The organism is Vibrio sp. LB10LO1, from assembly GCF_010092875.1.
GTDB lineage: Bacteria > Pseudomonadota > Gammaproteobacteria > Enterobacterales > Vibrionaceae > Vibrio > Vibrio campbellii.
This window is the reverse complement of the sequence record NZ_JAADJW010000016.1, coordinates 67,288-79,463: the sequence shown is the minus strand read 5'-3', so window position 1 is coordinate 79,463 and position 12,176 is coordinate 67,288. Positions and strand designations below refer to the sequence as shown.

The 12,176-nt window shown below is 44.1% G+C and carries 14 protein-coding genes; 5 read left to right on the top strand and 9 right to left on the bottom strand.

The genetic code is table 11. The annotated features are described in order from the left end of the window. The 9 genes from GXP65_RS13590 to GXP65_RS25065 form a co-directional block, all read right to left on the bottom strand. Positions 1–519 (bottom strand): TadE family protein, encoded by a 519-nt coding sequence (locus GXP65_RS13590; protein ID WP_005427421.1) that lies wholly within the window; start codon positions 517–519, stop codon positions 1–3. Further along, complete coding sequence (locus GXP65_RS13585) at positions 516–965, bottom strand: TadE family protein (RefSeq protein WP_038892232.1); 450 nt, start codon at positions 963–965, stop codon at positions 516–518. The genes GXP65_RS13590 and GXP65_RS13585 overlap by 4 nt, the downstream gene beginning before the upstream one ends. A gap of 1 nt (position 966) precedes the next feature. Next, a complete protein-coding gene (locus GXP65_RS13580; protein ID WP_162093041.1) occupies positions 967–2,238 on the bottom strand; it encodes a pilus assembly protein TadG-related protein in 1,272 nt (423 codons plus the stop codon). Between the two features lie 25 nt (positions 2,239–2,263). Next, positions 2,264–2,488, bottom strand: coding sequence for a hypothetical protein (locus GXP65_RS13575; protein ID WP_038892234.1), 225 nt, complete (start codon positions 2,486–2,488; stop codon positions 2,264–2,266). Between the two features lie 12 nt (positions 2,489–2,500). Next, positions 2,501–3,961 carry a type II and III secretion system protein family protein gene (locus tag GXP65_RS13570; RefSeq protein WP_005427437.1) on the bottom strand — a complete coding sequence of 487 codons (1,461 nt, stop codon included), beginning with the start codon at positions 3,959–3,961 and terminating at the stop codon, positions 2,501–2,503. 7 nt (positions 3,962–3,968) lie between these two features. Beyond that, positions 3,969–4,724 carry a Flp pilus assembly protein CpaB gene (gene cpaB, locus GXP65_RS13565; RefSeq protein ID WP_038892235.1) on the bottom strand — a complete coding sequence of 252 codons (756 nt, stop codon included), beginning with the start codon at positions 4,722–4,724 and terminating at the stop codon, positions 3,969–3,971. Positions 4,725–4,737: 13 nt separating this feature from the next. Next, positions 4,738–6,051 (bottom strand): ATPase AAA, encoded by a 1,314-nt coding sequence (locus tag GXP65_RS13560; protein WP_045451328.1) that lies wholly within the window; start codon positions 6,049–6,051, stop codon positions 4,738–4,740. 63 nt (positions 6,052–6,114) lie between these two features. After that, positions 6,115–6,603 carry an A24 family peptidase gene (locus tag GXP65_RS13555; RefSeq protein WP_045369710.1) on the bottom strand — a complete coding sequence of 163 codons (489 nt, stop codon included), beginning with the start codon at positions 6,601–6,603 and terminating at the stop codon, positions 6,115–6,117. Continuing rightward, a complete protein-coding gene (locus tag GXP65_RS25065) occupies positions 6,603–6,776 on the bottom strand; it encodes a hypothetical protein (protein ID WP_045421820.1) in 174 nt (57 codons plus the stop codon). Before GXP65_RS25065 ends, GXP65_RS13555 begins: the two co-directional genes overlap by 1 nt. A 331-nt stretch (positions 6,777–7,107) precedes the next feature. On the opposite strand from GXP65_RS25065, the gene GXP65_RS13550 reads away from it, so the two are divergent. The 5 genes from GXP65_RS13550 to GXP65_RS13530 all read left to right on the top strand — a co-directional run bounded on the left by GXP65_RS13550 (position 7,108) and on the right by GXP65_RS13530 (position 12,168). Next, positions 7,108–7,833: an AraC family transcriptional regulator gene (locus GXP65_RS13550; protein ID WP_005427388.1), complete on the top strand. Its 726-nt coding sequence runs from the start codon at positions 7,108–7,110 to the stop codon at positions 7,831–7,833. A 152-nt stretch (positions 7,834–7,985) separates the two neighbouring features. Further along, positions 7,986–9,677, top strand: a complete 1,692-nt coding sequence (locus GXP65_RS13545) for an AMP-binding protein (RefSeq protein WP_162093039.1) — start codon at positions 7,986–7,988, stop codon at positions 9,675–9,677. Between the two features lie 290 nt (positions 9,678–9,967). After that, a complete protein-coding gene (locus GXP65_RS13540) occupies positions 9,968–10,609 on the top strand; it encodes a response regulator transcription factor (RefSeq protein ID WP_162093037.1) in 642 nt (213 codons plus the stop codon). A gap of 198 nt (positions 10,610–10,807) precedes the next feature. Then, positions 10,808–11,395: a hypothetical protein gene (locus GXP65_RS13535; RefSeq protein ID WP_005427453.1), complete on the top strand. Its 588-nt coding sequence runs from the start codon at positions 10,808–10,810 to the stop codon at positions 11,393–11,395. Positions 11,396–11,484: 89 nt separating this feature from the next. After that, on the top strand, positions 11,485–12,168 hold the full coding sequence (locus GXP65_RS13530) for a fimbria/pilus periplasmic chaperone (RefSeq protein WP_050912883.1): 684 nt from the start codon (positions 11,485–11,487) through the stop codon (positions 12,166–12,168). Positions 12,169–12,176 lie beyond the last annotated feature (8 nt).

The following is a 12,176-nucleotide window of genomic DNA, read 5'->3' as shown; positions in this document are numbered from 1 at the left end:
TTAGCAATCTTCTATCACATCAGATCCTTCCGGTCTTAATATTCCTAAACTCTCTGCTGGCAATATAGTTTCGAAAGCAGGAGTAGTCCCTACAGCATTAATTAAAGCAGCCAAAACAAAAAACTGAAATGTATAATCAACTGCTCTCGCTCTTACGTATCGAATTTGTGCAAACTGAGTATTTAATGTTGCCGAGTCTGCAGGAGGTGTCGATAGAAACCCTGAAACATCCACATCAGCGCCAGTCGCATCTAAATACGTAATTTCCAAGTTAGTTGCAGTAAAGCCTGATGGGTACAAATCTGATACTGATGATAAGTTAGGAATATCATCTCGATCAGCGATGTAACACACGGTTGCCAAACGTGCGGCTCTTCGTGTTACCTCATTGACCATCTGTACAGAAAAGAAGTAAACCGCAAATTCCATGATTAAAAACAAAACTAAAATGACGGCGAGCGCAATTAATGAAAACTCTAATTGAGTCACGCCTTTTTGCTTAGTTAAAAGTCGTCTCATGGCCCCGTCCTCATTGTTGTTGTAGCACCAATGCTGAACTGCAAGGACTGATTAGAAAAAGGCAATGTAGAAAAAATGGGGACGTAATTGTACGTTGCCGATAACGTCACCTCTTTGTTTGTCTCTGTAGGCTGCGTGATCGTAATGTCTCCCACTTCAATGTAATCGATAATGGGAGTGGTACTCGCGGTTGGAGACCCGTAAACAACCACATTTTTAATGCTGGCTTCATCCGCAATCGAGTCAAAACTCAGCGTTCCATAGGTATCAACAACCGCATAACGCGCACCATTTTGCAGTGCCTTATTCACCTCTGTGTATTGAATAAACGCTCGACACACATCGATGACTAACACACTTAGCATCAGCAAAACTGGTAAAGCAAGGATGAACTCAATGATGGCAAGACCACCTTGCGCTTTAGCTTTTGGGTTAAGTTTCCACATATCACGATGCCCCACTAAATGGGTCTTTGTAGAGCTGGATACGATAGAAACCTTTGTCTGTCGGATCTGTCCCTGTAGAACCGTTATTAATTAAGCAATCATATAAGAACTGACCAAATACCGAAGCTTGCCCAGAGTTTTCTATGCGCTGCAGCAAAAAGAAACAGCCAAACCCAAGTACGTCAAATTCTGTTTTACCCGTTGATGCGGTGCAATCTACAATCGGAATACGCAGAATGCGTCGACCATTTAAGCCAGAATCTCCGGTATAGCTCGATGCATCACATGGTGAGCCGCCCCCCTCACATGCACTCAACTCTTGAAGGTAATTGGCATAATACAAATCACCCGCATATACCGTATCTGTCTCAGCAAGTACATCTGGTTCGCGAACGTATTTATCAGGCTGAACGGTCCCATCATCCTTTATTGGTCCTGAGAAATCATTGAGACGAGTATTCAAGCCCTGAGCCACAGGACCTGCGCTGTTACCTGGCTTCGTTATCACAGTATCGCCAATAGCAGCGCAGCCATTGTAAGCACCAGACAACGCATCACGCACAAGCGCTGCACCACTGTTGCCGCCAGCTTGACCAAAGTCGAGCAACTGGAAGTTACCCGGCCCCATATCCGTGTTGTCTTGATCGCCCACTTTCAACTCATGCACCAGTGATGGATCCGTGTCTACGTTCGGATCATAACCTGGTGGTTTGTAGCCCCATGCGTTACTCGCGTCTCCTAGTGGATCCCCACACATCGCTATCGGTGTTAAATTACAGCTGTAATTGATCGCAGCGCTTCTTCCCGCTACCGCGCTAGCAGAAATATTTTTGTTTATGCCAAAAATACTACTCAAAAACTGAGTTAATCCGATATCGGATACCGCAACGCGCACGTAAATATCGTATTCACCTGCTGGCGTTGAGAAACTGGCTGCATCAACAAATGTTGCCCTATCAGAAGAAAACGTTACGGCAGTATTACTATCAGTAAAGGTCAACTCTGAATTCCCCGCCGAAGCAGAGATATTAGCAAGTGTCGTCACAGCCGCCGCCTCTGCCGCTGCTACGTCACTTGTCTCATCAGCAACAACCGCGCCCGCAAGTGCTGCTGCATCAACCGCATTTTGTAAGCGAGTCTTGTTTAGGACTTGGTGGTTTAGGTCAATACCGAATGCCGCCACGCCCAATAAGATCAGCAATACCATGCTGATCAGCACCAAGGTGATCCCTTTTTGGGAACGTCTTGGTGCGATTTGCATGCTCCTTCGCATAGCCCCTCCTAAGCGATAGAATCACTTAATCATCTTTGGCTACCCCGTTGTTGTCATATACCTCTAAACTAGTTTGTGTGCGTTGGCCGCTTCCCTCTGGTAAATAGCCCAAATTCTCATACCATGCTTCAGGGTTCAGCGTTTGCTCTGCACGTAACTGGCTCACTGAGATTCCAAGTTCAGGGTCATTCGCACAACCAAACAAGCCGAATGAAGCAAAACAAATGGTCATTATCATTATGTTTTTCATCTTATCCTCCACTTATAGGCTGTGCCCAAATTTGCCCTCAGAGCCACCATCTGACGATCCGTATTGGTCGAAACTATCCGTTGTTTCTTCTTCTCTAATTTCATTGAGCTGGTATCTATCAAAATCCAACTCAGCGCCCTTACCTAATAAATAAAACTCCACATCATTAGGGCTGACAAAACCATCGGTCGGTAACGTAATTCGACGTCGGTCAATAGGCGTCGCAAGCCTTGGTGTAACCAAAATCACGAGTTCGGTTTCACCAGAGGTAAATTCTTCACTCTTGAACAATCGCCCAAGTACAGGTAGGTCACTTGCCCCCGGAATACCATCGGCTACATTACGTGCGTTTTCACTCAATAAGCCCGCAATACCAATGGTTTGCCCATCGGCGAGTTCAATTGTTGTGCCAGCACTTCGCTTGGTAATTGGCGGGATAAAGAAAGTGGCGTTGACTTCGTTAGGGTTAAAGGTCAATACACCTGAGTTGGCGATTTCACTGACGTTGACGTTCATCTTTAGATTGATGCGCTTATCACTCAAAATGTACGGAACGAAGTCGAGTTGCACACCGTATTCTTTGTAGTCAATGGTAATACCATCTTCATTTGGCACAGGAATTGGGAATTCACCACCAGCAACAAACTCAGCTTGGGTACCACTTAACGCAGTCAAACTTGGCTCCGCTAGGACTTTTGCCACACCATTTTGTCTTGCGACATCTAACGCGAAAGTAAACAGGGTATTACTGTCAATGAATGACCCAAGAAAACCAAAATCATCGACCGAAGGGATGTTCAGAATCGGCCCAATATTATCGATACCACCACCAGCAGTAGTTGCACCCCAGGTAAAGTCACCGCTTTTTTGGAAGAAATGGAAGTTCGAATCAAAGCGACGAACTAACGTGCGCTGTACTTCCGCTACCGTGACTTCTAAGGTGACTTGCTGTGCACCACCAATGCTCAAAAGGTTAATGACCATGCTGTCATCTTTAGAGTCATCTTCCCCTTCATCCGCGGCCTCACCAGCAGCAAAGGTTTCTGCAATTTTAACGGCGGTATCCATGTTCTGTTGAGTACTCACTAACCCTCTCAGTACGACCTTTTCTTGAGCACTGTGCACTTCAATGCTTTCATCCGGCAAGAACTGATACAGCTTGGATTTGAGAGTGTTTAAGTCATGCGTTACTTCAACATTAAACTGTTCAATCAAGCGCCCCCGACTATCCCACACAGACACGTTGGTTGTTCCAAGTTTCTTACCCACCAAGAACAGCTCATTGGAACGAAGCACAATAATATCCAGAACTTCCGGATCCCCTAACGTCACCTTTTTCGCTTTACCCGAAATCATCAATTGAGTGGATTGATGATGTGCAACACTCACGACTTTCCCTGACTGCGCAGGTGCTGCGTTTACAGACAAGCTGACAAAAAGCAATTGACTAATAAGTAATATTATTCTTTTCATAAGTCACCTAATTACTGACTCGGACATTGGATGCCTGAGATCCCTTAATAATGGTCACACTAGGTCTTGGGGTATATCTTCGAGCAACAACAGGCTTATCCACTTCGTGTGGGTTGCGCAATGCAAGTTGAATCTTACCTTTGCTATTTTCAGAAAGAAGCTTCTCTGCTTCTTTTGGAGTGACTTCTAATGTCACCGCTCTCACGATAACTGGCTTGTTATCGTTAGTTTTAGCGGTTTGGTCCACAGCCAGAACTTTAATGTTCTTAAGCACAGTTTTGGTCGACGCACTTTTCCCTTTGCCGGAACTGATGGTATTCAAGATATCCACCTTGTTTCCGGGAAGTAGAAAACCAGCCACACCGATAACGTCATTAACCCGAATGGTAATCGCGCGTTTGTTCTCCGGAATAAGAGCGGCTAAAGTCGCCCCTTCTCCTGGTAGCGCAAGTCGATTTGGGTTTACCATTTCACCGGAGTAAATCGTGTTGGCAACAATGCGACCCAATGCTTGCTCCGAAACTTTCAACGTACCTTCTTCAATCCACTCCACTTCCATCAATTTGGTCGTCAGGTGTTTTTCTTCCAAAATCGTTCCTGGCTCCAGTTCCATGGCAGCAACTAATACCGGGTGTCTTTCTACTTCTTCAAGCTCTACTGTTGGTTGGTTCTGCCCATCAATCCATTGTTTGGCAATCAAAACGGCGGCAAGGCCAAAAACAATAGAGAGCAGCAGCAGCATGACAATTTGAGTCTTACTCATGATTTAAATCTCCCTATTCATCCACTGTGAAATACAGTGCCCACGCACGAGTCAATATGTCTGACGAAACCAGCTTTCTTTTACCTTCAAACACTAAAATGTCGCGGCTTATCCCGAGTAAATCTTTAGGTAAACATGGGAAAAACTTAACATCATTGTCTCGATGTAATTGGTGTAACGTGTCAAAAAAGTCTGGAGCAAGAGCCATCTCATACTCACTAGACAGTGATAGCCATAACGCTTTGTAATCTTCTTTCTCAAGGGGTGTAAATTCGATTTTGTAACCAAGTCGACGTAGGAAAGCAGGGTCTGCGATCTTGCTTGGTGCAAAGTTTGATGAGAATGCCAGAGTCAACATGAATGGCACGGTTACTTGCTGACCGTTTGGTAGAGCCAAATGGTCATACAGGTACTCCATAGGAACAATCCAACGGTTTAGTAAAGCATCAACGGGCATGGCCTGACGCCCCAAGTCATCGATGACCAAAATGCCATTGTTTGCCATCATTTGCAGCGGTGCGTTCCATACACGGTTGTGCTCGCTGTGATTCACCTCAAGCATGTCCATGGTGAGCTCACCACCGACTTGAATGTTTGGGCGCTCACACAAGACCCAGCGTTTGTCATAATGGGTTTCGAGTTTGACAAAAACCTGCGAATGAGAGTTGTCGATGCGACGATGGTGGTATTCAGAAAAGACTTTAATGATGTTGCCATCGGCGTAGACCGAGTAAGGAATAAACACCGAAGTACTCATGGCATTTAAAACTCGAGCCGCGACATAACTCTTACCCGTACCAGCATGCCCGTACAACAACATGGCTCGCCCTGAATTGATGGCAGGACCGAGAATGGGAATCAGGTGCTCAGAACCAAAAACGTCTGAAAGCGCGCGTTCAACATCGACGCGCGTGATGGGATGTTTACGCAGATCCTGACCTTGCACCACACTCCAATATTCCTCCATCGATACTGGGACTGGGCCTATGTAAGGATCTTTTCGAAAGGCGATATCCGCCTCTGCCAAACCCAACTCTGTCAGGCTGTAGCGAACATTTGAATACGAACTGCTTAGTTTGTCCGCGGTAGGTTGATATACCTCCACCCAGCTACGCTTCCTAAGTTGAGCAAGTGCAAGCTCGGCAATAGTCGACACGATACCCAACCTCTGAGTTAGTTCAACCAGATCGATTTTTGGGTAAGCAGAAAGATGTTTGAGCACCAAGTTTTCAACAACGGAGGCAGGGATTCCCAAGCCTTCGATGCTTGATGGAACTTTGGGTGGCGTTATTTGTGGCACTAGATTTTCCCGATACACGGACCCCATGACAATTCCCCTCTGTACGTTGCCTAGTCAACTTATGCCTTAAGCCAGTCGCGTTTGTAATTATCAATGTGTGTAAGAGAAATAAGCCAATCCAATAACAATCACCGGTGCAAAAGGAATCACCATTGGCTTCGCTGTTTTTATCCCTGGAGTGACTTTCTCCAAGCAGTAACCTTTAAACTGCTCAGTAAGACTGGTGGTTGAAGAACATACGTATAGCGCTAAATAAAATAGGCCAACGACACCACCCGCCAGAATAATACCGACAGTTGCTTCTCCAATGTTACTCAAACCAAGCCATGCCCCAATGACGGCGAGTAACTTCACATCGCCTCCGGCCATCACCTTGAACAGATACAAAACAAAACAAGCTGCAAACGTGACTAGACCACCATACAAATGGTCTAGTCCGTCAGAATTAGCATTAAACGCAAGGTTTGCAGCAACGGCAGTAAGAAGTAATAAAACCGCTTTGTTTGGTATTCTGTGTTTTTGTGCGTCAGATACGCCAATAGCAATGAGTAACGACCAGATAACCAGTTCGCTTGTCATTACGAGCTGCTAATACGACCAGCAACAGAACTGAATTTAGCGGAAAGTGTGGTCCAGAACCCTGAAGTTAGAAATGCAGTAACGATAAGTGCCGCGCCCAGAATGTATTCTAGAAGCGTTAGCCCCTCTTCGTCTTCCATGAAGTCCTTGATTAAGTTGCGAAAGTTTTCCATAAGATATCCCCTCTTTAACTATCTCGCTTGTCAATGACTCGGCTGTAGTTGTGCCTGAATCATGACTAAACCTTAGTCATCGAAAAATTGGGGGGTTAGGACTTTTTTGCCAAGCACTAGCACTTTCTTGCTAGATAAGTCGACAAAGGTCATATGTAGCAACTTTGAGACAACAGCAAAGCGATTATGTGACAAGCTTCACACTTGAAGTCTGTCTATATAAGCCTAAGCTTAATAAACGAAAGGTTTAGTTGTTGCTCTCATGGATGTAGATCGCTCGGAACCTTTTACGAGCCCTTTTTCGGCAAAGTTCACAATAAATGGACATAATATGACAGAACTTATCAAGGCCTATTGGATTGGAGACACCCCACAATCTCTCACCAACGACTTTCGTTCAGAATTGGAAAAGTCTTTTGTTCTTGTGGAAAGCGGAGTAGATGTTTCTGTCTTAAGTGATAAGGAGTTCAGCCATTTCTTTTATTACCCAGCACCAGAACATCAATGCTTGCAGAAAAGTTTGCTCACCTTATGCGAAAATCTCGATAAAAAGCTCATTGTGATTTATCGCGGGGATGAGTCCGTTGGGTTACCACCAAAGCATATTGTTGCAGAGTACTGTCAAATCGATACTTGTACTGCAGATGAATGGGTCTCACAAATCAAGCTCAAATACTTCGCTTTAGATGAATTTGACAAGCGACGCCTTACATCAGAAGACATGCTAACCAAAGGAGCGAAAACAAATTTCGTCGATGTGGTTCACTACATCGCAAATAATGTCCATAAAGACTTAAGAGAAGAAGAAGCTGCGGCACTTTGCCACTACTCTCCTACCTATTTTTCTAAACTCTTCCATCGAAAAGTTGGAATGTGTTTTCGTGATTACGTTACAGATAAACGCATTTCCCTTGCTAAAAAGATGTTATTGGAAGAGGACTCAATGAAGATTGCTTATATTGCTTACCAGTGTGGCTATCGAGACGTGTCGTATTTTTCACGTATCTTCAAAAAGAAAACCGGACTTTCACCCGCCAGCTATCGTCAGCAGTTTTAAATAGTGATGACTGAGGAAGCTTTCTTTCTCTAACGCTACCTTTCCCACAGATTTCACCAAAATGCATTCCCGTATAATGATTTAACATGCTAAAGTTAACAATGTTTTAACAACTATAAGTACAAACGAGAGAAGACATGGAGTCATCTACAATGAATCAGCCTAACCTAGAACAGACCGCTGGTTGCGCTCTCCCGCCGCCAAATGAAATGATCCTAAAATGGGCAGAGGAACGCCCAAATGATGTTTATTTAAAACAAATCATTAATCGACAGTTTGTGGAGTTCACCTACGCAGAGGTTGCAGATAAAGCACTTAAGCTGGTAACTGCGCTTAGAAACTTGGGGGTTCAACCGGGTGACAAAGTAGCATTAGTCTCAAAAAACTGTGCCGAATGGTTCATCTGTGATTTGGCAATGATGCTGGGTGATTACGTTAGCGTGCCTATTTTCCCGACAGCTGGAGCGGATACTATCGAGTACTGTGTGACACACAGTGAGAGTAAAGCTCTGATCGGAGGTAAGTTAGATGATCCAGCGGCGACGCAACAAGTGATCGATTCAATGCCAGATTTAATTAGCATTGCACTTCCTTACGATACTGCGCCGAAATGCCAATATCAGTTTACTGAGATTATTGCCGATGTAGAACCAAGCGCAGAGCGTCCGCAACACCATGATGACAAGCTCATGTCTCTCGTGTACACCTCAGGAACGTCAGGGCTGCCGAAAGGGGCAATGCTGACATACGGTGCGTTCAGTTGGTCAGTTCAGCAGTTGATTAATCATATTGGTATTCAAGAAAACGACCGTTTGTTCTCTTATTTGCCACTTGCTCACATTACTGAGCGTGTATACATCTTCGGCTCATCCATTATGGGTGGTGTAACTACGGCTTTCCCAGAGTCTCTCGATACCTTTATCGAAGATGTAAAAATGCATCGTCCGACACTGTTTATTTCTGTACCTCGTTTGTGGACCTTGTTCCAGCAACGTATTCAAGACAAACTTCCGCAGAAAAAGCTCAACATTCTGCTGAAGATCCCGTTCATTAACTCACTGATCAAGAAGAAACTGGCGGATGGCCTTGGTTTAGATCAAGCGCGTGTTCTTGGTTGTGGCTCTGCGCCTGTATCACCAGCATTGCTCGAGTGGTATCGCAGCGTAGGCTTAAACATCACGGAAGCCTGGGGCATGACGGAGTCATTTGCCTACAGCACACTTAACTACCCATTCCGTGCTGATAAAATTGGCTCAGTAGGTAATGCCGGCCCAGGCATTGAACTGAAGATCGCTGATGATGAAGAAATCATGGTCCGTGGTAAAGGCTTGTTCTCAGGTTACTACAAAAACGATATCGCCACACAAGAGTCGTTTGACTCCGAAGGGTGGCTGCACACGGGTGACATCGGCTCAATCGATGCGGATGGTTATCTCACTATCCAAGGCCGCAAGAAGGACACCTTTAAAACTTCAAAAGGTAAATTTGTTGCACCTGTTCCTATTGAGAAGAAACTGTTCGAATACAGCCGCGTCGAAATGATGTGTTTGATCGGCCTAGGCTTACCAGGGCCTATTTTGTTGGTTGTGCCGCACGATTTCCCTAACTTCGACAAAGAACGTTACGCACGAACGACTCGCAAAGTGATCGCTCGGGTGAACCAAGAGCTGGAATCGCACGAGCAAATAAAAGGTGTGCTGATGATTCAAGACCCGTGGAGTATCGAAAATGGTATTCTGACTCCTACCTTGAAGATTAAACGCCATGTCCTAGAACAGAAGTACCATGAAATTGGCCACAACTGGCCAAAAGGCGAACTGGTTGTTTGGGAAGAAGAATTATAAACCTCTAGTACCGCCTCATTCCAAATTCACCCTTGCTTTGCTGTTTCTTTAAGCGAGGGTGAGCCCGCTTAACCTCTCCTCACTCATAATTCTCATTTTTGATTCAACCTAAGACCCATCCACCCTACCCATTGTAATCTCATCATTTGGTACTAATCTTTTAACACACAAATTGCGTATACCCCATAAAAGATGAAGTTACGTAACAGGCTAAACTGCCAATACTAAAAATAGAAAAAGCAATATATATCAAAAATTAAAGCAGAATTAGACCAATAGGATTTGTTGCAATGGAACTAAGCACCCAACCTTTAGCTGTACACTTATTAAGTAAAGACATGTCATACGTAAGAGTGATTCGCGACTTGATCAAAATCTCCTTCCCCTTAGTGAGCTTCACCACCAGTGATACATTCACCCCTTTGGATGAAGAAGCGGCACAACGCATCATTCTTTTTGACGTAAGATCCATGCCATGCCCGAAACGATACGGAATTTGCCCCACGGAGAGAAAAGAAAAGTGGGTGGCAATGAATGTTTCATCTGTCTCTTCACTTGAATGGTTAGAAAAGGGGTATTCAGGGCAAGTGTGCTCCCGTTTAGAACTTCTTCCAAAGGCGCTTTCTGCCGTTTCTCAAGGAGACGTGTGGTTCCCTCGCCCTATTTTGAATAAAGCTATCTACCACTATCAAGAAGGCGGTGAGGATCCTACTCTCGCAGCAGACTACTTAAGCACCAAATTTCTGCTTACGAAAAGAGAAAGTGAGATTTGTAAGCTGATGCTCCAAGGCCTCTCAAATACACAGATAGCAAGGCAATCAAATGTCAGTATCAACACCATAAAAACACATGCATCAAACGTTTTGCATAAATTAAATGTACATTCTCGCTATGAGCTATTGGCGATGGCAAAAAAAAACATTCTAACCTAACCATAAGAAATAAAAGGATATTATTAACCAACTCAATAATAGAAAGTTGGAGTTAAATCGAGTTGAAACAGATTCATCCCTTTTTCACCCCAACTATTAATATGGTCTCACCTTTGTTGGTGATGTGGAAAAGCTGAGCCCCTCATAAGCTGATAATGCGATTCAAACAACGCATTGTGACTAACTAGGGATTGAGTTATGAAAAAATTACTTCTTGCTACAGCAGTAGCAGCCGCATCACTTTCTTTTGGCGCTTCTGCGGTTCAATTTAACAATCCAGTGGATTTCACAACACTGAGTAAAACTGACCAAAAAACAATCCGAATTGAAGGCCGAGTACCAAAACGCTGCCTGCTTCGAATTGGTAAGAAAGATGTGAAAAACAATGTTCTACGCAAGGCAAACAAAGTGCATACCGATTCGTGGGACAACGGCTTCAACAACAAGAAAGTGTTAGTGGGTAATTTGAGAGCTTGGTGTAATTACGGAACAGATTTAGATTTCTCCGTAACTGCATACAAATTGCGTGGTGTGACCAAGCACAACATGGGTGAAAAAATTAACTACAAAGTGAAAATCGGTTCTGAAACCGTTGCGAATACTAAGAACGATCATGGCATGGAAAAAATGGCGTCGCCAATTCCATCAGTGGGCGAGCACTTAGTGAACAAGATCAACAAACATCCAATTTACGTCAAACCTGAAGATTCAGGCTTTGCACGAGCTGGTAAATATAAAGGTCGTATCAAAGTGAGCCTTTCTGCATCAGGCCCTGTAATGCCGTAACCGAACGACACTTTATAGATATCGTCTTAAAAGGCAGATACAAGCTTGGCTCGATGATTGGGCCAAGCCTGTATTAGGGAGAAATATCTATGGCTAGGATCACCACTCTTCTATTTTCTTTACTGTTCAGTTCTCTACTTTTCGCATATGAAGTGAGCCCGATCTATCTCGAACTCGATGATGTTGGTCGGAACTCACAAGGTTTGTACAAAGTGACCAATGTAGAAGAAGAACCGATCCTTCTAGAAGTAAATGTCTATCAAGCTGACTTTTCTACAGGCGAAGAAATTTTGACGCCATCAGAAGACGAATTTCTTATTCTTCCTCCTCAAGCCAAAATTGCAGGGCAAAAGTCTCAAACTTTCCGTGTACGCCACATGCCAAAAGGTCCGATTAAACAAACTGTCACCTACCGCATCGTCTTTACCCAAATAGAGTTAGAAAACCAAGTCGAAGAAAATGACGATGAAAGTTCAATTTCTATGCTGTTAGAGTTTGCCACCCTAGCCTTTGTTTCTCCGGCATCTAGCAAGTCGATTCCAACCGCTACCATCCAAAACAATCAGGTTTCGATCAGAAACGATGGTAAACGTGTTCTAAACATGAACGGTATGGAGTTTAACTTCTCTGGTGGCAAAGCAAACAAAACCGTCGATTGGGAAGTGCTAAGCAAAAAGACAAGCGCTTACCTAATGCCAGGCACAACAGTGAAATACACTTTGCCAAGTGATTTAGGGAAACCAAAAAAAGTTTCTGTTAAAACAATAGACTAATGAGGTTT